Annotated in this window: 20 protein-coding genes; 14 read left to right on the top strand and 6 right to left on the bottom strand. The window is 66.3% G+C overall.

Annotated elements, in window-relative coordinates; genetic code table 11:
* The first annotated feature begins 137 nt into the window (after positions 1 to 137).
* On the top strand, positions 138 to 1,511 hold the full coding sequence (locus EH231_RS14625; RefSeq protein ID WP_420891972.1) for a serine/threonine-protein kinase: 1,374 nt from the start codon (positions 138 to 140) through the stop codon (positions 1,509 to 1,511).
* Here EH231_RS14625 and EH231_RS14620 read toward each other — a convergent pair.
* Together EH231_RS14620 and EH231_RS14615 are read right to left on the bottom strand one after the other, a co-directional pair.
* Positions 1,499 to 2,356, bottom strand: coding sequence for a serine hydrolase (locus EH231_RS14620; RefSeq protein WP_124712622.1), 858 nt, complete (start codon positions 2,354 to 2,356; stop codon positions 1,499 to 1,501). The genes EH231_RS14625 and EH231_RS14620 overlap by 13 nt on opposite strands.
* On the bottom strand, positions 2,353 to 3,486 hold the full coding sequence (locus EH231_RS14615; protein ID WP_124712621.1) for an AfsR/SARP family transcriptional regulator: 1,134 nt from the start codon (positions 3,484 to 3,486) through the stop codon (positions 2,353 to 2,355). The genes EH231_RS14620 and EH231_RS14615 overlap by 4 nt, the downstream gene beginning before the upstream one ends.
* 110 nt (positions 3,487 to 3,596) lie before the next feature.
* Here EH231_RS14615 and EH231_RS14610 point away from each other — a divergent pair, with 110 nt between their 5' ends.
* From EH231_RS14610 to EH231_RS14585, 6 genes are all read left to right on the top strand, one after another.
* A complete protein-coding gene (locus EH231_RS14610; protein ID WP_124712620.1) occupies positions 3,597 to 5,525 on the top strand; it encodes a methyltransferase domain-containing protein in 1,929 nt (642 codons plus the stop codon).
* The gene (locus EH231_RS14605; RefSeq protein WP_124712619.1) at positions 5,522 to 6,298 is read left to right on the top strand and encodes a glutamate racemase; all 777 of its coding nucleotides are present in this window, start codon (positions 5,522 to 5,524) and stop codon (positions 6,296 to 6,298) included. The genes EH231_RS14610 and EH231_RS14605 overlap by 4 nt, the downstream gene beginning before the upstream one ends.
* Positions 6,299 to 6,333: 35 nt before the next feature.
* Positions 6,334 to 6,777 (top strand): DUF6636 domain-containing protein, encoded by a 444-nt coding sequence (locus tag EH231_RS14600; protein WP_124712618.1) that lies wholly within the window; start codon positions 6,334 to 6,336, stop codon positions 6,775 to 6,777.
* A 115-nt stretch (positions 6,778 to 6,892) separates the two neighbouring features.
* On the top strand, positions 6,893 to 8,782 hold the full coding sequence (locus EH231_RS14595; RefSeq protein WP_124712617.1) for a hypothetical protein: 1,890 nt from the start codon (positions 6,893 to 6,895) through the stop codon (positions 8,780 to 8,782).
* A 48-nt stretch (positions 8,783 to 8,830) separates the two neighbouring features.
* Positions 8,831 to 9,694 (top strand): viomycin phosphotransferase, encoded by an 864-nt coding sequence (gene vph, locus EH231_RS14590; RefSeq protein WP_124712616.1) that lies wholly within the window; start codon positions 8,831 to 8,833, stop codon positions 9,692 to 9,694.
* Between the two features lie 45 nt (positions 9,695 to 9,739).
* On the top strand, positions 9,740 to 10,888 hold the full coding sequence (locus tag EH231_RS14585) for a zinc-binding dehydrogenase (protein ID WP_124712615.1): 1,149 nt from the start codon (positions 9,740 to 9,742) through the stop codon (positions 10,886 to 10,888).
* A gap of 10 nt (positions 10,889 to 10,898) precedes the next feature.
* On the opposite strand, the gene EH231_RS14580 is transcribed toward EH231_RS14585, so the two are convergent.
* Complete coding sequence (locus EH231_RS14580) at positions 10,899 to 12,275, bottom strand: DUF1254 domain-containing protein (RefSeq protein WP_124714274.1); 1,377 nt, start codon at positions 12,273 to 12,275, stop codon at positions 10,899 to 10,901.
* A 233-nt stretch (positions 12,276 to 12,508) separates the two neighbouring features.
* Between EH231_RS14580 and EH231_RS14575 the strand changes: the two genes are divergently transcribed.
* The gene (locus tag EH231_RS14575) at positions 12,509 to 13,513 is read left to right on the top strand and encodes an AraC family transcriptional regulator (protein WP_124712614.1); all 1,005 of its coding nucleotides are present in this window, start codon (positions 12,509 to 12,511) and stop codon (positions 13,511 to 13,513) included.
* A gap of 146 nt (positions 13,514 to 13,659) precedes the next feature.
* Positions 13,660 to 15,591, top strand: coding sequence for a potassium transporter Kup (locus tag EH231_RS14570; RefSeq protein WP_206429661.1), 1,932 nt, complete (start codon positions 13,660 to 13,662; stop codon positions 15,589 to 15,591).
* Here the strand turns inward: EH231_RS14570 and EH231_RS14565 are convergent.
* Positions 15,588 to 15,770: a DUF3349 domain-containing protein gene (locus tag EH231_RS14565; RefSeq protein WP_164480892.1), complete on the bottom strand. Its 183-nt coding sequence runs from the start codon at positions 15,768 to 15,770 to the stop codon at positions 15,588 to 15,590. The two genes, EH231_RS14570 and EH231_RS14565, sit on opposite strands and share 4 nt — an antisense overlap.
* On the opposite strand from EH231_RS14565, the gene EH231_RS14560 reads away from it, so the two are divergent.
* Both EH231_RS14560 and EH231_RS14555 read left to right on the top strand, forming a co-directional pair.
* Entirely contained in the window at positions 15,769 to 16,317 is a 549-nt protein-coding gene (locus EH231_RS14560) for a cutinase family protein (protein WP_241177985.1), read from the top strand. The two genes, EH231_RS14565 and EH231_RS14560, sit on opposite strands and share 2 nt — an antisense overlap.
* Before the next feature lie 54 nt (positions 16,318 to 16,371).
* Positions 16,372 to 18,024, top strand: a complete 1,653-nt coding sequence (locus EH231_RS14555) for an acyl-CoA synthetase (protein WP_124712612.1) — start codon at positions 16,372 to 16,374, stop codon at positions 18,022 to 18,024.
* An 11-nt stretch (positions 18,025 to 18,035) separates the two neighbouring features.
* On the opposite strand, the gene EH231_RS14550 is transcribed toward EH231_RS14555, so the two are convergent.
* A complete protein-coding gene (locus tag EH231_RS14550) occupies positions 18,036 to 18,875 on the bottom strand; it encodes a glycoside hydrolase family 16 protein (RefSeq protein WP_090427676.1) in 840 nt (279 codons plus the stop codon).
* Between the two features lie 131 nt (positions 18,876 to 19,006).
* Here EH231_RS14550 and EH231_RS14545 point away from each other — a divergent pair, with 131 nt between their 5' ends.
* From EH231_RS14545 to EH231_RS14535, 3 genes are all read left to right on the top strand, one after another.
* Positions 19,007 to 19,297, top strand: coding sequence for a hypothetical protein (locus tag EH231_RS14545; protein ID WP_234939992.1), 291 nt, complete (start codon positions 19,007 to 19,009; stop codon positions 19,295 to 19,297).
* Positions 19,298 to 19,474: 177 nt separating this feature from the next.
* Positions 19,475 to 19,897 (top strand): hypothetical protein, encoded by a 423-nt coding sequence (locus tag EH231_RS14540; RefSeq protein ID WP_124712611.1) that lies wholly within the window; start codon positions 19,475 to 19,477, stop codon positions 19,895 to 19,897.
* 242 nt (positions 19,898 to 20,139) lie between these two features.
* Positions 20,140 to 20,817: a YczE/YyaS/YitT family protein gene (locus EH231_RS14535; RefSeq protein WP_241177983.1), complete on the top strand. Its 678-nt coding sequence runs from the start codon at positions 20,140 to 20,142 to the stop codon at positions 20,815 to 20,817.
* An 89-nt stretch (positions 20,818 to 20,906) separates the two neighbouring features.
* Here the strand turns inward: EH231_RS14535 and EH231_RS14530 are convergent, their stop codons facing one another.
* The gene (locus EH231_RS14530; protein WP_090427680.1) at positions 20,907 to 21,590 is read right to left on the bottom strand and encodes a hypothetical protein; all 684 of its coding nucleotides are present in this window, start codon (positions 21,588 to 21,590) and stop codon (positions 20,907 to 20,909) included.
* Positions 21,591 to 21,654: the final 64 nt, after the last annotated feature.

Genomic DNA, 21,654 nt, shown 5'->3' with positions numbered 1-21,654 from the left:
CGGCAATCATCTGCATCGCGTGGCCGTGCAGGCGATACTGCGTCTATAACGAACGACCAGGGGGATCGGCAGTGGACTCGCGCGTCGGCACGACGTTCGGTAAGTACTCCATCACGCGCCTACTCGGCAGGGGCGGAATGGGGGAGGTATACGAGGCCTTCGACAACGACAAGAACCGCACCGTCGCCCTGAAGATTCTCGCCGACCAGTACTCACACGACACCACGTTTCGGACCCGATTCCAACGCGAATCCCACGCCGCCGCGGTCCTGCAGGAGCCGCATGTCATCCCCATCCACGACTGGGGCGAGATCGACGGCAACCTGTACATCGACATGCGTCTGGTGCAGGGCGCAACGCTGTCGGATCTGATCGCCGACGGACCGCTCGCGCCGGCCCGGGCGGTGGCCATCGTCACCCAGGTCGCTGCTGCGCTCGACGCGGCACACGCCGCCGGTTTGATCCATCGTGACATCAAGCCGCAGAACATCATCGTCACCCCAGCCGATTTCGCCTACCTGGTCGACTTCGGCATCGCGGAGAGCGAGGGGGACAGCCACCTGACTACCGAGGGAAGCCGCATCGGCACCCTGAATTACATGGCGCCCGAACGGTTCACCGGAAAGACGGTGACATCCGCGGTCGATTCGTACTCGCTGGCCTGTGTGCTGTACGAATCGTTGACCGGCCATGTGCCGTTTCCCGGTGACGATCTGGAAAGCGTGCTCGCCGCCCATATCTCCGTACCGCCTCCGCGACCCAGCACGACGAATCCTGCCGTACCCGCGACTTTCGACGATGTGATCACGCGGGGCATGGCCAAGGACCCCGACGACCGGTACGGAACCGCAGGCGGATTGGGGCGTGCCGCGCAGCGGGCGCTGCAGGCCGGTTCGGCACCGGCGACCGCAACGCACCCGGCTCCGAGCGTCGCGGCGACGCTTGCCGCGCCCGTCTACAGTCCGGTGCCCGACCACCCCACACCGGTTCACGCAGAGTCCGAACCGCGCAGGCGCGGTTGGGTGCTGCCGACCGTCATCGCGGTAGCCGCCGCGCTGATCCTCGGTGGCATCGGCGTGGTCATCGGCATGCTCGTCAAGAACGCGGGCCAGCCCGCGGATACACCGGCCACGGCGTCGGCGGGAGACCCGGCGCACGGCGGGGGCCCGTTGCCGCCCCTGGTCACCGGACCGGATCAGAGCAGCCTGCACCAGTCGTGCGACGACGGTTTCGCGGTGACCACCGGCACGGGATTCGGCAGCCGCGCCGGACGCGGAACCGCGGAAACCTCATGCCTTTTCACCAACAGCGTGCTGACGTCGTACTGGGCCGAATACGGCAACGCGAGCCCGCTGCCGCGCGCGGTGTCGGCGCCGGGCGCCGTGGATTGCGGCAAGGTGCCCGGCGCCTTGTGCGACGGCTCCAACTTCCTGATGCACTGTCAGCAGTCTCCGGGTGACAGCTGGATCACCTGCACGGGCGGCAAGAATGCCCGTGTCTATCTCTGGTGAGCCGGGCAGTGTCCCGTCGGCAGGGCACCCAGACGTTCACGCAGCCAAGTGGCCATCCGCGTAAGCGCGGCGGTTCCGTCCTCGAACTTCCCCGAATCCGGCAGCGCCGCCAACGCCACGGCCACCATTCCCGTCGGGGTGGTCAGGACACCGATCTGGCGAACCAGATACCCACCTGTGGGTGACGGTCCCCAGCCACCTTTGAGTCGGCTGTCGGCAATCGTGCCGATGCCCCACCGTTGATCGGGTTCGACCCGTCCCATGAGGTCGAATACCGGATCGTTCTCGTTGTCGCACACGGCAACCGAGGTGAACTTCACCTGATCCGTGAGCGGCCAGTCGGTCTGCCCCGAGGCGCTGAACTCCGGGCGCACCCGTTGCGATTGGACGATTGTGGGATCACCGGCCTGCCGCAGCACGTTTTCGACCTTACTTGCGGCCTCGGCCGGCGAGCCCAGGCTCTCCCAGATCGATTCCGCTGCGGCATTGTCGGATTCGGTAATGGCCGCAGTCATGGGCTCGGTGACCCGCGGGGGCTCCTCCTCACGGAGCGCGGCGATGATCAACGGCACCTTGATCGTCGACCAGGCGGGGCCGCTCTGCCACTCGCCCAAGGTCATCGGCTCCTGTCCGGGTCCGACCCCGCTGAGCGCGATGCCCGCCACGGCATGTAACTGGGGCTGCAGCCGGGCGAACTCCGCGGCCAGTGACGTGGCAGCCGTGGAGCGTTCCGGTGCGGACCCGCGTGAACCGAGGTGAGTCCCGATGATCACCCCCGCGGCGAGCGCGATCGCGGCGAAGACGGCGATGAGGGCCCACACCCGGCCGCTGCGAATGGATGTCACGGCGCAGCGCTTTGAAGTTCGAAGGTGAACTCGCGGCTGCAGATGCGGATGTGGTCGCCGTCGCCGACGGTGGCACTGGGGTGGATACGTTCCTGCCGCACCTGCACGCCGTTCGCCGACTGCAGATCGGTGATGACGAAACTGCTTCCGGTGTCGATGATCACGGCATGGTGGCGGCTGATCTCGGCGTCATCGAGCACGATGTCGTTGTCGGGTAACCGGCCGATCCGGGTGACGTTCGGCTTCAACGGGTATCGGCGTCCGTCGGCGTCGCGCAGCGCGGCGGCCGTCGCACCTCGACTGGCGGCGGTGCGTCCGGCGCTCACGGTGCGCGCCGCGGTGGCCATGGCGGCCTGCCGGATATCGAGGCGCTCCTGACGCAGGATCCGCGCATGCAGCGCACTGAGGGTGGGTCCGGGGTCGATGCCGAGGTCTTCGGCCAGTACCGATTTGACGCGCCGGTAGGCCTGGAGCGCATCGGACTGCCGCTCCGCGAGGTAGTAGGCGGTGATGAGTTGAGCCCACACGGGTTCGCGGTACGGATGCTTGGTGGCGAGATCTTCCAGGTCGGCGATGACGGTTGCGGCGCGCCCGCAGGCGATCTCGGCCTCAGCGCGGCTGGTGTGTACCAGCACGTGGTCCTCGGCCAAGGCCGCGGCGAAGGTATCGGCGAATCGGAATCCGCGCAGATCTTCGAGGACGTCGCCGCGCCATTGGGCCAACGCTGCGGCCAGGTGCGTGCCGGCTGCCTCGAACCGACCGGCTGCGGCAGCGTTGATCCCGGCACTCTTCTCGGCGATGAACCGGTCCAGATCGCAACTGCCGGCAGCCACGTTGAGCCGATAACCGGGAGCCGCTTTGACAAGCGCTGCGGGTGTCTCCGGCTCACCACTGCCGAGCAGGCGACGCAAGTTGGAGACGTGCGTGTGGATGGTGGCGCGGGCCGCTGGCACCGGCTCGCCGTCCCAGACAGCGTCGATCAGCGATTCGGTGCTGATCGCCCGATTACGGTTGATCAGCAGGAATGCCAGCACCGCGCGCTGTTTGGGCGTACCCAGAGCGACAGGCGCGTCGTTCACGGAGACCTGCAGCGGACCCAGCAGACCGAACCCGAGACGAGTACTGCTCATCACAAGCCTTCCCGGTGTTCGGCGCGGTCCGCATCCCATTGTGACGCTAGGCGGCGCTACCGCAAGGATCCGTTGAGAATCCTGCAAGGTGTCGGCGTCATCGTTCCGGCATGACCACCATTTCGCACCTGCCCGCCCGGCACGACGACGCCGCCGGGCTCGATTCGCTGCTGGATACATTGGCCGGCGTCGCGGTCAGGGGAGAGGTCCCCGGACCCGAACTGTTGGCTCGGGTGGCCCGTGCGAAGCCGGCACTGGACAAGAGGGCGACCGACCCGAATGACGGTGAGCCGTACTCCCGGACGATCTTGCGCGTCGACGACGAAGTCGAGATCATGCTGGCCCGGTGGCGACCAGGGCAACGCTGCGCACCTCACGATCACGGCGGGGCAGGCGGTTTCGTCATCGCCCTGGACGGCCGGTTCGAGGAGCGGCGGTTCGACTGGAACGGTCCACGGTTGACGGTCACCAGCAGCACCGAGCACCACGCCGGCGAGGTCACGAGCATCACCAGCGAGGTGATCCACGATATGGCCGGCCTGGATGGGGGATTGACCCTGCATTTCTACAGCCCGCCTGCCACCAGCATGAGGGTGTTCGATGTGGATCGCTCCGAGATGTTGGAGTTGGTCGGCAACTACGGTGCCTGGATCCCGCAAGAGCAGCACCCGCGTATTCCGTTCACCCAGATATCCCCTGAAACGCTTGCTACACCGGTGATCTGGGTGGCCCACACCACGCACTACCGGGGTGGATCGGCCGAGTTCGCGGTGGCCGCCGCGACGATGGCGCGTGAGCTGGCGGCCGCCCATCCCGATGCCGAGGTCAAGGTGTCGGGCCTGCACCACAAGGCGGAGTTCGTCGCGGAACTCGCCCGAATGGCCGAGACAGGCCGCGTGATCGATCAGTTGCATCTCATCAGCCATTCCGGAATGTATGGCCCGATGTTCGGATCGACCGGCTGGCCCGAGCAGTTCTCGCCGCACGAATGGCGCTCGATGGCAATCCCTTTCACTGCTACCGGGCAGGCCTACTTCCATGCCTGCCGCACCGCGCGCTGGTTCGCACCGTTCTTCGCCAACGTGTTCGGTGTGCCCGCGTTCGGGAACCGCAACTACACCACGGTGTCGGCGCGTAAGGACCGGTTTTCTTGGGCGGGGCGCCGCCCGATGTCCCGCGCCGATCTCTACCTGATCGACACGCCGGGACGGAAGTCGCACGGGCCGCTCGGCGCCGCGCGCAAGTACCTCGGAGCGGCAGCGCAGCCGCCGGTACTCAGCATGCCCGACCCCGCCGGTTCTGTCGGCTCGTACGATCCGGTGGCCGAGCTCTACGACCGTGCCTACGCCGACATCAGGGTGCGCGGCGCCGAGTGGCGGTGGGTGTCCGAACGTGCCGCACATGCCCGGGACGAACTCGGCCGGGGGCTGCGGGTACTTGAAATCGGCTGTGGCACTGGTGCGTTGCTGCGTGCATTGGACGACGACGGCGCGCTCGACTTCGGCATCGGCGTGGACATCTCCTCGGGCATGCTCGCCCAGGCGCGCAACCGTGGCCGGCATCGTTCCCGGCTGCGGTTCACCGCTGTCGACGGTCCACAGCTGGACATCCCCGACGATCACGTCGACGTGGTGATCTGCTTTCTGTCGTTCCGGTACCTGGATTGGGATCCGGTGATGGCCGAGATCCGCCGGGTGTTGGCGCCCGGCGGGCGGCTCTGGGTGGTGGACATGGTCGAGCATCCGGTGCGGGTTCGCGAACTCCCGGTGCTGGCCCGGTCAGCGTTCGAGCATGTGCGCACGCGTCGGGCCCGGCCACAGTTCGCCGCCGACCTGACGGCGTTGACCAGCCACCCGGCATGGCGCGAGATGCTGCGGCACAACCCGATCCGTGCTGAACACGAGTATCGCTGGTACTTCGCCAGCCGGTTCCCCGGTACGCGGCTCCGGCTACTGACCGCGACACCGTCACAGCGCGTGATGGCGTTCGACTCCGGACCGCTCGACAAGGGGCTCACGGCCCCGCTCACCTACCCATGACGCCGACGGCGTGCCTCGGCATCGTCGACTGGGGCATCGGAGGCATCGGGCTGGTGCGTGAACTGGACCGGCGCGCACCGGGATTGCCGGTGCTGTACTGGTCGGATGCCGGGGCCATGCCCTACGGCCGGATGCGCAGCGCGGACCTGACGGCCCGGCTCTACGACGTGGTGTCCGAGCTCGCCCGTAGGGGCGCTACCGAGGCGGTGCTGGCCTGCAATGCGGCGAGCACCGTCGCCCCGCGCCTGAGCCAGGCGCCGGTGCCGGTGGAGGGCATCATCAGTCACGGCCTGGCGTCGGTGCCCGATCACCTCCGGGGACCCGTCGGCATCGTCGGCGGGCGACGCACCATCGCCAGCGGCTGCTACCGGCGCGGGCTGGCCCGGCCCGGACGTGAGGTGCTGTCCCGGGTGGCCCAACCGTTGTCGGCGCACATCGAGGCAGGTAGCACCGGCTCACCGGGGTTCGTCGCCGACCTGCGCCGAATCGTCGCCCCGCTACAACGGGCCCAAGCCGTGGTCTTGGCGTGCACCCACTATCCAGCCGTCAGCGACTGGTTCGCCGATGCCTTGCCCAACACCACGCTGATCGACCCGGTTGAGCGGCTGGCCGCCGCGATCGCCGCGCGCCATCCCGCCGCCCAGGCCGGTCCGGTGGCTCCGAGGGCCTATCTGACCAGCGGCGATACCGAGGCCATGCGGCGCGGTGCGGCGCTCGCCTGGGGAGTGGAACTGACCGCCACAACATGCCCGCTCCCCGCCAGAGTCCATTGAGAATTCCGCAAGGCCGGCCCCACATGCTCAAGACTATGAGCACAATCCAGCGTCACCTCATCCCGTTCGTCGCCGCGGCGGCGGCCGTCATCGCTCTTCCTGCGACCGCATACGCCTGCCCGCCACCGCCCAAGTTCGTCACCCCCTCGGGCAACATCTGGTGCCTGGTCCCGAACGGCTTCGACGGCAGCAACGGCGTCGTCTGCGAGATCCGCGACCACACCTACATCCCGCCGGCCAAACCGGCGAACTGCCACCTGGACTGGGGCGACCGCGTCAGCCTGAAACCGGGCAGCGCTCCCGAGGTGCACTGCCACGGCGACACCATCTTCGACACCGGAATGCCCACGCTGGCCTACGGCCAGACGCGTTCGGCCGGACCGATGAAGTGTGAGTCGCAACCCGCGGGCGTCACCTGCACGGACACCGGCACCGGACACTTCTTCCGGATGTCGCGCGAATCCCTCGAACTCGGCTAGGGCTCGCACAACGGCTGGACTGATCATTTCCGCCATCTCGTCGAATCCCGTCCGACGAAGCGCCGACCCCCGCTAGCGTGACAAAGGTCGGATTCGATGTAACGGGGGGCGAATAATGACGCGTGTCGCGGCGTGGGTGGGTGCCGGAGTATTCACGGCCGGAGTATCGGCGGCCGTACTCGCCGGGGCGGGAACCGCCAACGCCGAGGAGGGCGGCGCGTCGAAGCAGGACGCGAAGCCGTCGACCACGCAGAACGACGCAAAGCCACAGTCTCAGCACCGGAAAGCGCGCTCGGCGAAACAGCAGCCGAAGTCCGAAGTCTCAGGTGTCACGGCTACCGACACGAAGGCCAAGAAGACAGGTCCGGAGAAGGCTCGCACCGCGATTCGGGACTCGGTCCGCGAAGTTCGGAAAGCGGTACGCGACGTGGGCGACGCCACCCGCGACATCGTCGACGACGCGACCCGCAGCGTCACCGAGAAGACGGCGCGCACGGCTGAGATCCGGGTCCGGCCACCGATCAGCATCCGGTCGGTCCTTGCGGGGCCGCGTGACGGCGTGAACGCCCCGGCATTGCGACCGAAGTCGGCAACTGAACTGCGTAACAGCCTGATTGGGACATTGCGCAACGCCACGGCGCCGGCCGACCCGGGCCAAGCCGACGCCCGCCCCGACGGCCTCGCCGCGGCAACCGCGGCCCGGCAGAACGACCCGGTCGAGGCGATTCACGTCGTGATCCGCAGCCTCGGCGCCCTGACACTCAATCCCGAGCCGCAGAACTATCCCAAGCCGTTGTCGGTGATCAGTGGCGCCATCTTCGACACCCTGGCCACTCTCGAACGCGCCGTCGGCGGGGACCCGGTGGTCCCGCCGGAACTGCGCGACTCCGTCGAGGTCAGCACGTCCACCCTGGTCATCTCCGAAGGCCACGAGGTCGAATCCAACTGGTATTTCCCCACATCCGCGAACGGTGAGCCACCGACCCGGATGATCTACCTGCAGCACGGCTTCCTCGCGAACGGACCGCTCTACAGCTACACCGCGTCGTATCTGGCCCACACGACCAACAGCATCGTCGTCACCACCACCTTCACGTCGAACCCGTTCGAGGAAGACGGCATGTGGCTCGGCGGCGACAATCTGCACGAGGCGGTCGCGCAGTTGTTCCTCGATCCCGACCGCACGGCGCTCAACGCCAGCATGGACACCGCCGAGCTGAAGGCCGGCCGCACGGAGAATCTCGACGTGCCGACGCAGTTCGTCCTGGTCGGGCACTCGCTGGGCGGCGGGTTCGCACCGGGGGTCGCCGGGTACTACGCCGAGGGGCTGAGCCGCCGGGGCGAGCAGGGCCTAGATGCGCCCAACGACCTTGCCGGCGTGGTGATTTACGACGCGGTGCCGATGGGCTCGATCATCCCCGACGCCATGGACCGGCTCGAAGAGCTGGAAACGAACGGGACCGCCGACCCCAGCGACGACGATCCCAATGACTACATCCCGATCTACGAGATCGGCGCCCCGCTGAACTTCCTCAACGTGTTCAGCGACGTCAACGACCAGCTGACGGAGGCGCGGCCGGGCCAGTTCACCGGCGTCGTCCTCGAAGGCGGTGTGCACATGGACCCGATGCAGGGCGGCAACCCGCTGATCCAGGTCGCCGCCTATGCCATCGCCGGATTCCCGCAGCCGCAGAACCCGCTGGCCGTTCGCGAACTGTCCGCCGGGTGGATCAACGACATGTTCGACGAAAAGATCGATCCCGCCACCGGGGCCTGCCAAGCCGACTGCGCGGGGCAATACGGAGACGGCGACGACTCATTCACCATCACCACATCCCGAGGCGACGCCGTGGCGGTGCTGATCGGCACGCAGAAGGCCACGGATCTCACCTCACTGCACGCCGTCAGCCTGACCGACTTCGTCTCCGCGATTCCGGCCGGCGTACTCAACGGGTTGCAGACCACCTGCGAGCTGTTCACCGGGGGCACATGCTCGCCCAGCTGACCACTGCGTAGACGTCCGCTACGTCCGCGGGGTGAAACCATAGGACGCATGAGCGTCGTTGCGGCACACCGCACTCTATTGAGCCGTCTGCTGCCCGACGACCGTCTCGACGACCTTTTCGTACGTCAAGGGCAATTCCACACCGTGGTCATCGGATCAGATCGCGTCGTGTGCCTTGCTCGCACTCGCGCAGCAGCTGACCGGTTGCCCGGGCGGGTGACCTCACTACGCACGCTCGCCGGCCTCGACCTCGGTTTTCGCACACCTGAGCCTCTCCTCCAGGACGGTGCGTATGGCAGCGATGAGACGCCATTCCTGCTGCTCAGCAGAATTCCCGGGGAACCGCTCGAAAACGACGCACTCGATGATGACCGGGTGGCCGAAACCGTGGCCGAACAGTACGCCACATTGCTATCTGCTCTGGCCCGAGTCGGCGCCAACGAGACGGTACGCGCGGAGCTTCCTGCGGCCCCGGAAGTCCGATGGCGCGAATTCGCGGAGAGCGTCCGCGCGGAGCTGTTCCAGCTCATGTCCCACGACGGCCGTCTGCGGGCCGAGCGGGAACTCGCAGCGCTCGACAACCTTCCCCATCTCACCCACGCAGTCGTCCACGGTGACCTCGGTGCTGAGAATGTGTTGTGGGAGTGGCGGGATGGCCTGCCACATCTGTCTGGAGTCCTCGACTGGGACGATGTAGCCCTCAGCGACCAAGCCGAGGACTTCGCGGCGATCAGTGCCAGCTACGGTCGCGAATTCCTAGAGCGAGTACTTGCCCTGCACAATTCGTCAAACCGGGCACTCCCTGACCGCATTGCCCCGATCCGCGACACGTTCGCTCTGCAGCAAGCCCTCTACGCGATCCGCGACGGCGACGAGGAAGAACTTGCTGACGGCCTGGCCGCCTACCGCTGAGTGAACACCGGGCGCAGCCCGCCGCCAGCGACGTAGTGTTCAGACATGACTGAGGCACTACCCAAGACCGCTCTGGAATTGCGGTCGCTGGTGACAGAGGACGGCAAGCTCGAGTTGTCGCTGCACGAGGTCGAGGTTCCGACCCCGGCGGCCGATGAAGTCGTGGTCCGGGTCGAAGCATCGCCGGTCAACCCGTCGGACCTGGGCCTGCTGATTCCCAGCGTCGCCGACATGTCGGCAGCGACGGTCACGGGCACGCCGGAACGTCCCGTGGTCACCGCACCGCTGCGGGAAGGGGCGCTGGCCGGTCTGTCGGCCCGCATCGGAGCCTCGCTTCCGGTCGGCAACGAGGGCGCGGGCACCGTGGTGGCGGCGGGGTCGTCGCCGGCGGCGCAGGCGCTGCTCGGCAAGACGGTCGGGATCGCAGGCGGCGCGATGTACTCGCAGTACCGCGTGGTCAATGCGGCGGCGTGCCTGGTGCTGCCCGACGGCGCCACGGCGAAGGAAGGCGCATCGTCGTTCGTCAACCCGCTGACGGCGCTGGGGATGTTGGAAACCATGCGCCGCGAAGAACATTCGGCTCTGGTGCACACGGCGGCGGCGTCGAATCTGGGCCAGATGCTCGTCAAGGCGTGCCTCGCCGATGGGGTACCGCTGGTCAACATCGTCCGCAAGGCCGAACAGGAAGAGATACTGCGTGGGCTGGGGGCGGTCCACGTCTGCAACTCGGCGTCCCCGTCGTTCGAGGCCGATCTCGTCGAGGCGCTCAAAGCGACGTCGGCGACGCTGGCGTTCGACGCCACCGGCGGTGGCACGTTGGCCAGCCAGATCCTCAACGGCATGGAGCAGGCGGCCAGCGCGACCGCTGCGCAATACTCCCGATACGGGTCGTCCGTGCACAAGCAGGTGTACATCTACGGCAGCCTCGACACCAGCCCCACCGTCCTCACCAGAAATTTCGGTATGGCCTGGGGTGTGGGCGGCTGGCTGCTGACGCCATTTCTCGCCGGTGCGGGCCCGGAGACCATCGCGAGGCTGCGCGCCCGCGTCGCCGCGGAGCTCACCACGACGTTCGCGAGCACCTACACCCAGGAGGTCTCACTGGCCGGCCTGCTGAAGCCCGACGCGTTCAACAGCTACCTGAAGAAGGCCACCGGCGAGAAATTCCTGGTGACGCCTCAGGCTGCGCCGTAGCGGCCCGGTTCTACGTCTTCTGCGGTTTGGGTGCCTGCCAGGTGCCGTTGAGCGCGGCCTCTTCGGGCCAGTACAACCGCTCGACGAGGCTGAACGGACCTTGGGGTGCGGGCAGCCAGTTGGATTCCTTGTCCGGGCCGGGTGATGTGTGCTGGATGTAGAGGGTGTAGCCGCCGTCGGGGTCGGCTTTGAGGTTGGGCAGCATCGCCGAGTTGATCAGGTACCGGTTGATCGGGTTGGCCACCAGCAGGATTTCGGGCAGCCGATACATGGTCAGCGACCAGAACGCCTTGACCGGTGGCAGCTGTCCGGGCGCGAACCGGTAGGTGTAGTTGTTGGTCCCGTTCAGCGGTGCCCCGTCGGAGTCGGTGGCGAAGTACGGGTAGATCGCTTCCTGCTTGCTGTTGCCGTAGATCCCGAGCACTGCGCCGGCCATCCGGTACAAGTAGTTGTCGCCGAGTTCCTCAGGGCTGCCGAACAGATCAGCCGTGGTCACCTGCCCGGTGTTGAGCTTGTCTTTCTGCAGTGTGTTGAATTCTGCCCAGGCGTCGGCCATTCCGCCCTCGATGGCGGTACGCATATCGGGTGTCAGCGTGTCGGGATTGAAGGTGGCCTCACCTCCGATGCCAATGGTGGCGAACCGGGCTCGCAGTTCCTTCTCCGACGGCAGTATTGGGGCGTAGCGCAGGGTGAAGTTCAGGATGTCGAAGAACTCCGGTGAGGTCTTCTCTTGGTCGGGTGTAAGAGGTTTGATGAAGTCGATCGCCGGTGGTGCTGCCGGTGGCGGCTGGTTCAGGAACGCCGACAAGGGTTGAACCTGGTAGCCGGCCTGGATCTTTTTGACGTTGTCGAGATCGTCGGGACTGAAGAGCTGGGTGCGGTAGGCAACGAACGCGAAGTCGGTGTCGGACTGGACGACTTCGGTGATGCCGGCAGGTTTCTCGCCGTGCCAGCCCGGCCCGGCGAGCAGATATTTGCCGCCGCCGTTGCCGGTGGCGCGGCTCCCCACATAGGCGAAGTTGTAGGTGTAGGCGTCGATGAACTGCACGGAGAAGTAACGGCCGGCCTCGATCGGCGGGATGGTGAGCACCAGCGGCTCGGCCCGCAGGTCGGCGCCGATGAAGGAATAGGGCGTGTCGGAGTTGGGCGTCTGGATCGCGGTGTCAGCGGGGGTGGCGACCCGGGCGACATTGTGGACCTGGTTCCAAGCGCCCTTGTAGTTCGGATTCTGCTGGTCGGCGAAATAGGAGTACTGCACCCGGTAGTTGTCCACCATAGGGAAGCCGTAAATGTAGGCCTGTTTCGCGATTTCGCGGACCTGCTCCAGGCTGACCTCGCCGGTCGTGTCAGGCGTGCCGGATCCGTCACCACCGCTGCATGCCGTCATCGCTGCTGAGACCGCCACGGCGGCAACCACACTCGACCACCGCCACCATGAACCAGAAACCTTCAATTCGGACCCCTTCACCTGAACCGCTCGGCGCAGACCACTGGGCGCGCCAAAACACCACCGGCCCGTCCCCATGTCACCGTCGGCGGTGAACCGGGCCCCGACCATCTTTGCTGCACACCGCCCGCGCCGTCTTGACATTTCTGGACATCTTCTTGACTGTGATGGACATGCTGTTGGTCCGGGGCTCGTCACTGACCGGGTTTCTGCCATTCGTGAGCGCCTCGGGAGGCGACCCCGCCGCGATGCTGGAACTGGCCAACCTCGACCCCGGTGACATTGGGCAGCGTGATCGTTACATCCCGCTGCGCAACGCCATTGCCGCCGTCGAGGATGCGGCCGTAATCCTCAACATGGCGGACTTCGGTCGCCGGCTCGCGCTGCGCCAAAGCATCGACATTCTGGGCCCGGTTGGTGTCGCGGCCCGCACCGCGGCCACCGTCACCGACGCGTTCGTCATCCTCGACACCTATGTGGGTGCCTACAGTCCCGGTATCGCTACCCGCATCAGTCCCCACCCCGATCCTGCGCTGGGCCGGTTCGAATTTGATTTCCTGCTCACCCCGCGACCCCCGCAAGCACAGGCGATCGAACTGGCCCTCGGTGTCACGCTGCGTGCGCTGCATCTGTTTCTGGGCACCACCTACCGGCCTGTGGCCGTACACCTGCCCCACCCGGCGCTGGGCACCAAAGCCGACTACCGCAGCTATTTTGGCTGCCCACCGCACTTCAATGAGCCGATCGCCGGGTTCACCGTGCGCGCAACCGATCTGCAACGGCCCCTTGCCCACGATCCCGTCGCCCACCAACTCGCGCTGAACTACCTGTCCACCACCCTGGGCCAGGACACCCGCGGCCTGGCCGACACCGTGAGCAGCATCATCCGCCAGATGCTCCCCACCAGAAACCTCACTGCCGAGGTCGTCGCGCGCCAGTTCGGCCTGCACCCCAAAACACTGCGCCGCCGCCTGGCAGCCGAAGGCACCACGTTCGCCGAACTGCTCGATCAGACCCGCCGCGACATCGCCCACCGGCTGCTGTTCGACACCGATCTGAGCCTGCACCAGATATGCAGCCACCTCGGCTACTCCGAACACAGCGTGCTCACCCGGTCCTGCAAACGCTGGTTCAACACCACCCCCACCGCGTACCGCCACACCCGCAGCGGCGCTTAACCGTTGCACCAACACCGCGTTCTCGCAGTGAGCGGGGATACCGAGGCGCCCATACCTGAGCACGATCCCAGGGTCTGGATGCACAATCAGCGGAAGCATCCGAATCCAGCCACTTCATGACAGGACGGTCGACCTTCGTGCCCACCATGTCCGCGACCGCCGGTGCTTCACACGGCGCCGCCCACGCGCTGCGCCCCGCGATCGTCATCGGCGCGTTGGGCGTCGTGTTCGGCGACATCGGCACCAGCCCCATCTACACCGTGCAGACGGTGTTCAACCCGGCCGATCCACACCCGGTGCCGCTGAACGACGCCAACGTCTACGGGGTCGTCTCGTTGATCTTCTGGTCGGTGATGCTGATCGTCACCCTGACCTACGTCACTCTTGTGATGCGCGCCGACAACCACGGTGAGGGCGGCATCATGGCGTTGATCACGCTGCTGCGCCGCGGCAGCGGGACTCGGGGCCGACGCACCGCGATGCTGCTGGCCGCACTCGGATTGTTCGGGGCGGCACTGTTCTTCGGTGACTCGATGATCACCCCGGCCATTTCGGTGCTGTCGGCCGTCGAGGGACTGAAGGTCGTCGAACCCGGGCTCGAAGCCTGGGTGGTACCGATCACCGCGGTGATCATCGTCGGGTTGTTTCTCGTTCAGCGCCAAGGGACAGCCGTGGTCGGCCGGTTCTTCGGGCCGGTGATGATCGCGTGGTTCACCGCGATCGGCGCGTGCGGTGTCGCCGGGATCGTCGCCAACCCCGGAATTCTGGCCGCGCTTTCCCCGTCGTACGCAATTACGTTCCTGGCAGGGAACTTTCACATCGCCTTCTTCGCGCTCGCCGCGATCGTGCTCTCGGTGACCGGCGCGGAGGCGCTCTATGCCGACATGGGCCATTTCGGGCGGCGCGCCATCACCATCGGGTGGCTGGGTCTGGTGTTGCCGGCCTGCACATTGAACTACTTCGGGCAGGGCGCACTGATCCTGGCCGACGAGACGAAGTCGAGCGCACCGTTCTTCCTCCTCACCCCGGAATGGGCGCAAATCCCGATGGTGGTGTTGGCGACGGCGGCAACCGTCATCGCTTCGCAGGCGGTGATCACCGGCGCGTTCTCGGTGGTCTCGCAGGCGGTGCAACTCGGATACCTGCCGCGGCTGCGTATTACCCACACCTCGGCGTCTACGATCGGCCAGATCTATGTGCCGTGGATCAACTGGATGCTCATGTTGTCGGTGCTCACGCTGGTGTTCGCATTCGAATCCTCTGCGGCACTTGCCTACGCGTTCGGCATGGCGGTCGTCGGCACCATCACCATCACCACGGTGCTGTTCCTGTACCTGGCCCGGCAGCAGTGGCGGTGGCCGCTGTGGGTGCTGGTGCTCGGCGGCGGGGCCTTGCTGGCGGTCGACCTGCTGTTCTTCGCCGCCAACCTCACGAAACTCGTGCACGGAGCCTGGCTGCCGCTCGTCATCGCCGTCGCCGCCTTCGTCGTCATGACCACGTGGCAGCGCGGCAGAGCAGTGGTGACCGCCTCCCGCCGCGAGATCGAAGGCCCGCTGCGCCCGTTCGTCAGCGACATCGCCCAACAGCGTCCGACGCTGACCCGGATACCCGGAACGGCAGTGTTTCTCAATCGCGGCGACGACACGGTGCCGCTGGCCATGCGCGCCAATGTCGAACACAACCACGTCGTGCACGAACATGTCCTGATCGCGTCGGTGGAGACGGCACCCGTTCCGCGCGTGTCTGATGAGAACCGGATAACGGTGGACGACCTCGGTTACCGTGACGACGGCATCCTGCACGTCACGATCCACGCGGGCTACATGGAGCGGCCGGACGTTCCGGCCGCGCTCAAGCTGGTGCCCGCCGAGGAGACCGAGGGCGGCATCGATCTCGACGGGGCATCGTACTTTCTGTCGCACCTCGACCTCGACCTCGTCCCGGGAACCGAACCCAACATGGTCCCTTGGCGCAAGCGTCTTTTCATCGCCACCTCGCTCGTGACGGCCGATGCGGCAGGGTACTTCAGCCTGCCTCCGGATCGCACCGTCATCATCGGTTCACGTATGGAGGTCTAGCCGACCCCGGCGTTGACCCGCTGCCGGACGAGCGCGATCTGCTCCAGTGTCGGCAGCTCCATGCCGGCGATCTCGGCATCGGTGATCCGGCGTGGGCACAGAGCAAGTAGTGCAATGTGCCCGGTGGGCGCAGCGTCGGCCGGGTAGCCGGCTCTCAAGAACGCAATGATGTTCCTCATGCGGGTCGAACAGCTCATCTTCGGATCCTTGTGTGACATCCATCGGCAACCAACACCGGTCGAGGCCAACGTAATGTTCCACCGCCGGCCACCGCACCTGCGCCAACCGAATACTTACGAATCGTTGATGTCGCGGGGTGTCCATCTATACGTTTCCGAGCCCGAAGAGCTTCAGAGCCGGTCCATCTCGTTCGTCGATTCGCTCCGTTCGAGGATCGGCGGGCGCTCGCTGGGTGCCGCCATCGATATGGCCAGCGCGGATCTCCCGCCTGAGATCAGTGGCCACGTCGCGGCGGTGGCCGACTTCGGCGGTCCCAGAACGCTTTTCGCCGAAGTCCTGTCGCCTGGCCCGCTTCCCGCGATCGGCCCGCTCTACGCTGGAAAGATGATCGACATGTGTGTGCCGGACGATCCGATCTGTTTTGAAGGTGGCTGGATATGCGCGCACACAACGCCTACATCCAGACCGGGCGGGTCGAGGATGCGGCGGCCTATGCTGCGGGCCGGCTGTAGCCGACCGGCGGCCTATGCCGCGGGCCGGCTGTAGCCGATCCGCGCAATATCCCGCTGAGCTGTCGGTCCAGACGACACAATGGGCCGCATGGCGGCTGGACTGACCGGTATTCGACGCACCCTGCAACAAGTGACCGAGTCGGTGCACGCGGTCAAGCGGCTCACCGACACCGGCATCATCGACCTGAAAGATCTGAAGTCGACGGTTCGGGCTGCGAAACTCGCGCCCGTTTACGGACCTCAGGCGACGATGGCGATCCAGGGTGGCCACAGGTATCCGACCTTGCCGGCGATCGTCGATGAGCGCGGGCAGTTGACGTATCAGCAGGTCGACGATCAATCGTGGGCATTGGCGCGTGGCCTGCAGTCTCTCGGCGTCACGGCGGGATCGGTCGTCGGCGTGCTGTGCCGCGACCACCGCGGTCTGGCTCTCGCGATGGCCGCGTGTGGCAAGCTCGGCGCCCGGATGGTGCTGATGAACACCGGGTTCGCCAAACCTCAGTTCGCTCAGGTCTGCGACCGCGAGAAGGTCGACGTGATGCTGCACGACAGTGAGTTCCTCGGTCTGCTCGACGCGTTGCCCGCCGATCTGCCCCGCGTGCTCACCTGGGTGGATGACGGCGCCGAGCTACCCGCGGGAGCGCAGACGCTCGATGCCATCGTCACCACGAATTCCACTGCGCCACTTCCCCCGCCAGCGAAGGTCGGCGGCTCGGTCATCCTGACCAGCGGTACGACCGGCCTACCCAAGGGGGCGCCGCGCGGTGCGGTGTCTCCACTGGCGACGGCGCAGATAATCGACCGAATTCCATTCCCCCGCAAGGGAACCATGGTCATCGTCTCACCGATCTTCCACAGCACGGGGTGGGCCACTTACGGGGTCGGCGCGGCATTGGGCAACAAGATCGTGACTGCCAGGCGGTTCAATGCCGAGGGCACACTGAAACTCATCGCCGAACACCGGGCCGACATGCTGGTGGCGGTCCCGACGATGCTGCACCGGATGGTCGAACTCGGCCCCGACGTCATCGCCCGGTACGACACGTCGTCGCTGAAGGTGATCCTGATCGCCGGGTCGGCCCTGAGCCCTGAGCTGTCCACGCGGGTGCAGGACACGTTCGGCGATGTTCTCTACAACATGTACGGCTCGACCGAGTGCGCCATCGCCTCCGTCGCCACCCCTGCCGAGCTCCGCGCCGCACCCGGCACCGCGGGCCGCGCGCCGGTCACCTGCGAGGTGGTGCTCTACGACGAGAACGACCAGCGCATTGAGGGCCGCAACCGTCGCGGTCGAATCTTCGTCCGCAACGGCGCGCCGTTCCAGGGCTACACCGATGGCCGCAACAAGCAGATCATCGACGGCTACATGTCCAGCGGCGACATGGGCCACTTCGACGACGACGGGCTGCTGTTCGTCGAGGGGCGCGACGACGACATGATCGTCTCCGGCGGTGAGAACGTCTTCCCGCAGGAAGTGGAGAACCTGTTGGAGCAACGCGCCGACGTCGCCGAGGTGGCTGTCGTGGGTGTCGACGACGTCGAGTTCGGAAAGCGGTTGCGCGCCTTCATTGTTTCCGAGCCCGGTGCGGCGCAGGACCCCGCAGACATCAAGCAGCACGTCAAAGAGAACCTGGCGCGCCACAAGGTGCCCCGCGACGTCGTGTTCATCGACGAACTACCCAGGAACGCCACCGGCAAGCTGCTGCGCCGGGTGTTGGTCGAGATGAAGGTCGATACCTGACCGGAGGCCGGCTACCAGACGCGCACGTAATCCACGAGCATGTCGGCAGGGTAGGTCCCGCCGCTGGGGTCTTCTCCGCCAGAGCCCGCGACCGCGAGGTTCAAGACCACGAACATCGTGTAACCGGGCTGGCTGAACGGCCAGTCGGGGAGCTGGCTCGCCGAAACCTCGAAGTAGGGCTTCGCGCCTTCGGTGTAGTCCTGCCAGAACCGGGCGCCGTTGGCGTCCCACTGGGTACGCCAGGTGTGCCAGCCGGTGTCGACGGCGATGTTGTGGGTCTCCCACTCGCCGCCGTTGGACTTGGCGTGCACGGTGGTGGCCGACGGCCATTTGCCGTTGCCGTACCACTCGACGATGTCGAGCTCACCCTCGCCCAGGGTGCCCAGCCAGAAGGCCGGCCATGCGCCCGCGGTCAGGCAGTTGAACTTGATCCGCGCCTCCCAGGTGTGGCCGGCACCGCCCTCCCACACGCTGGCCAGCTTGGCGCCGTAATAGGCGTCGCCTTCCTTGGTGGCCCGGATGACCAGGTTCCCCTTGCCGTCGAGGAACGCGTTCTTGCGGTCGTCGCGGTACTGGCCGATGCGGCCGGGCTGCTCCCAGTAGGTGGGGTCTTTGATGGTCTCGCGGGCCTTCGCGATGGTCCACTTCGACGCATTCGGCGCGGAGCCCGCTGCCCCGTCGAATTCGTCGGCGAACACGTAGTTCGTCGCAGCTTGCGGCGCTGAGGGCGCCGGAACGGGCGGTGTCTGGGGCTTGGTCGGGAGTGCCTGGGCCTGCGGGGCGGGCAGTGCCGCCGCCATCACGCCCAGACCTGACAACATCATCATTTTTCGACGATCCAAGTTGGCCATGTTGGACCACGATAGCGGTGCAGCATGCGCAAGTAGGGATCGAGCGGTTTTGCCAGCGGGCAGTTCGGTTCAGATCATTTCCATAGGAAACGCTTCATCCCTGCTCAGCCAGCGCGGGGACAGTGGGTTGTATGACCACGCCGATCGAATCATCACGCCGGGCGAGCACGCACTCCGCGTCCGGTATCCGGCGTCGCGACTGGCCGCTGAGCGTGCCGGCCGCCGGACTCGTACTCGCCGGCGCGGTCATCGCTCTCCTGCTCAGTGTCGCCACCGACGGGCAGTGGGCGACGGCGCTGGCCTCACTCGCCGGTTTCGCGACCGCCATCACTGTGATCGCGGCCGCGGTGATCAGCTGGGAACACGTCGTCGTCAACGCCCGCACCGCCGGGTTGGTCGAGTTCGAGGTCGAATCCCGCTAACTGCCAGGGGCGGGTCCGCCCGCCGGTACAGGTGGCAGTCGTGACCCGCCAGCTAAGTGCGGCACCTTCCGTGGCGGATGCCCCGGCCAATCCTGCTGTCCCCGAGGCGTGTTCGTGTGAGATGCTCTGCGCGTCAATTTATGGACACCGGGTCGGGGCGACTTCAGGAGTGCGATCGTGAGACTTGTCATGGGCCTTATTCCGGCGATGGTTCTCGCCGGGACGGCTGTCGGTTTCGCGGGCCCGGCCGCCGCCGAAGAGCTCAACGGCACCTATCGCTATGACCATGACGGTCCGTCGACGTGGAGCACCTGGACCGTCACCTCCTGTGGCGCGGGATGCGCCGACGTGTCGGCCACCGGTGGCGCGACCTGGGCGCCGTATGGCGGCCAGGCCCACCTGGACAGCGGCCGTTGGACGATGGTGAGCCCCTGGCCCGACGCGGGGACCTGCGAGGGCACCCCGCTCGCCGCCTCACGCACGCTCTCCTGGGACGACGCGACACTGACCGGCAATGGCTACGCGACCTGGGAGAAGAGCGACTGTGGCCCGGCCGAGCGCAGTGAGCGATTCTCGTTCACCTTGACGAAGCTCTCCTAGAACGCCAGTGCTGATGCGTTGAGATTGCGTACAGGGTCGTGATCCCTGCCGGATCACAGCCCTGTACGCAATCTCAAAGCGCCGAACCCCGCAATGGTCAGCCCGCCGGAACGGGTGCCTCGAAATTGATTGGCAGTCAGTCCAGTTCGTCGGCGCCGGCACCGAGCGCGAACAGCAGGAGAACGACCTGTTTCCGGCGCGCCGCGTTCGACGACTACCTAGCTCTGTCATAGTCGTGGGTTGTGGGTAGTCAGAACATGCACTACTGGCGGCGGTCGTTCTGGGCGCTCGTGGGTGTGGCTGTCCTGGGCTTCGGGTCGGCCGTGTTGCGCGTGGCGCAGGTCGGCGTGGATCCCTACACCGCGGCCAACATCGGCATCAGCAACACGATCGGTCTCGACCTCGGCACGTACCAGCTGATCAGCAATGCGGTGCTGCTGATCCCGGTTTTCTTCTTCGGTCGCATGTACATCGGGATCGGCTCGGTCATCAACATGGTGATGACCGGGTACTTCGTCCAATGGTTCTCGGCCCTGTTGGGCCCCATGGTCCCCAGCGAGCCGACCCGGCTGGTGCAGACCGTGATGTTCCTCGTCGGGATCACGTTGTTCGCCGCCGGTGCGTCGATGTACATGACCGCCGCGCTGGGCAATGCCCCGTACGACGCGATCGCCCCGATCATCGTCGATCACACGCGCCTGCCGTACCGGGCGGTGCGGGTGGCCCAGGACCTCTTGTTCGTCGCGCTGGCGTTGGCATTCCACGGACAGGTCGGCATCGGGACCGTGATGACCGCTTTCTTCGCCGGTCCGCTGATCGACTTCTTCACCGAGAAGGTCAACAAGCCGCTGATGAAGAAGGACCTGGCGGCACTCGAGGCGTTTCAGGAACGCGTCAAGACCACCCGCTGGCACTTCTGACGGGTGGCTCAGGCAGATTTGGGTAAATCGGTGGTGTAACCAGGCTTTCAAGCCTCACCGAGGAGAAGCCGGGGAGGTGAAAGCGGCGCTCATTCCGTGGCGTTCGCCCCGCCGCCCTCAAGCTCTCCCGATATCCCGCGTTCGATCTGCGCCAGGGTTCGCTCGGGCAACACCATGAGGCCGTCGAGCTCTCGTCGAGCCAGGCTGTATGCCCGCGCGCGTTCCTGCGGAGTTGCGGTGGTGTCCGAAGCCACCAGCAACATGCTCTGGGCACGGCTGACCCGCTGCTGTTCGGCCTCGGAGAAGTGGCGGCGCCGCGTCCGGATGGCCTCGTTTTCGGCGACGTGAAACGCCGATGCGTAGTCCTCGACCGCCTCGCGGTATTCGACAAAGCCGTCGCGGTCGTTGACGAGGGCTTCCGCGGCGATCGGTCTGAGCAGATCTGCCCGCAGCTTCGCGCGGTGGAACTGCTGGGTTACCGGCTCGCGCATATCGGTCATCAGCGGGTAGTTCAGCAGCTTCACCAGATCGAGCTCGTATTCCAACCACCGGGTGTCGGTCCGATCGTGTTCTTCGATGGTGCGGCGGATCGCTCGCCACCGACCCGATTCGTTCGCGGGGGACCGATCGGGCCCAGGATCCACACCTGTGTCGGCGGCGGATTCGATTCCTCGGCCGCGAACCGCTCCCAGCCCTTTCATCGCCGCCACGATCACGCCGATCACCGGGACGAGGATGATCAGCAGTTCCACCAGCCGGATGATCAGTCCCACCTTGCCAGGATGCCACCGCTGTACCCATCGGTCAGGTTGCGACGATGATCGATCCCGACCACCC

Source organism: Mycolicibacterium nivoides (assembly GCF_003855255.1).
Lineage (GTDB): Bacteria > Actinomycetota > Actinomycetes > Mycobacteriales > Mycobacteriaceae > Mycobacterium > Mycobacterium nivoides.
Note: the sequence above shows the minus strand (reverse complement) of the source record. Positions and strands in the feature narration are given on the sequence as shown.

Bases quoted from the DNA above. Each gene is read 5' to 3' on its own strand.
- EH231_RS14625 (WP_420891972.1), top strand. From the start codon at position 138: ATGGGGGAGGTATACGAGGCCTTCGACAACGACAAGAACCGCACCGTC.
- EH231_RS14615 (WP_124712621.1), bottom strand. From the start codon at position 3,486: ATGAGCAGTACTCGTCTCGGGTTCGGTCTGCTGGGTCCGCTGCAGGTC.
- EH231_RS14610 (WP_124712620.1), top strand. From the start codon at position 3,597: ATGACCACCATTTCGCACCTGCCCGCCCGGCACGACGACGCCGCCGGG.
- EH231_RS14605 (WP_124712619.1), top strand. From the start codon at position 5,522: ATGACGCCGACGGCGTGCCTCGGCATCGTCGACTGGGGCATCGGAGGC.
- EH231_RS14600 (WP_124712618.1), top strand. From the start codon at position 6,334: ATGAGCACAATCCAGCGTCACCTCATCCCGTTCGTCGCCGCGGCGGCG.
- EH231_RS14595 (WP_124712617.1), top strand. From the start codon at position 6,893: ATGACGCGTGTCGCGGCGTGGGTGGGTGCCGGAGTATTCACGGCCGGA.
- vph (WP_124712616.1), top strand. From the start codon at position 8,831: ATGAGCGTCGTTGCGGCACACCGCACTCTATTGAGCCGTCTGCTGCCC.
- EH231_RS14585 (WP_124712615.1), top strand. From the start codon at position 9,740: ATGACTGAGGCACTACCCAAGACCGCTCTGGAATTGCGGTCGCTGGTG.
- EH231_RS14580 (WP_124714274.1), bottom strand. From the start codon at position 12,275: ATGACGGCATGCAGCGGTGGTGACGGATCCGGCACGCCTGACACGACC.
- EH231_RS14575 (WP_124712614.1), top strand. From the start codon at position 12,509: ATGCTGTTGGTCCGGGGCTCGTCACTGACCGGGTTTCTGCCATTCGTG.
- EH231_RS14570 (WP_206429661.1), top strand. From the start codon at position 13,660: ATGTCCGCGACCGCCGGTGCTTCACACGGCGCCGCCCACGCGCTGCGC.
- EH231_RS14560 (WP_241177985.1), top strand. From the start codon at position 15,769: ATGCGGGTCGAACAGCTCATCTTCGGATCCTTGTGTGACATCCATCGG.
- EH231_RS14565 (WP_164480892.1), bottom strand. From the start codon at position 15,770: ATGAGGAACATCATTGCGTTCTTGAGAGCCGGCTACCCGGCCGACGCT.
- EH231_RS14555 (WP_124712612.1), top strand. From the start codon at position 16,372: ATGGCGGCTGGACTGACCGGTATTCGACGCACCCTGCAACAAGTGACC.
- EH231_RS14550 (WP_090427676.1), bottom strand. From the start codon at position 18,875: ATGGCCAACTTGGATCGTCGAAAAATGATGATGTTGTCAGGTCTGGGC.
- EH231_RS14545 (WP_234939992.1), top strand. From the start codon at position 19,007: ATGACCACGCCGATCGAATCATCACGCCGGGCGAGCACGCACTCCGCG.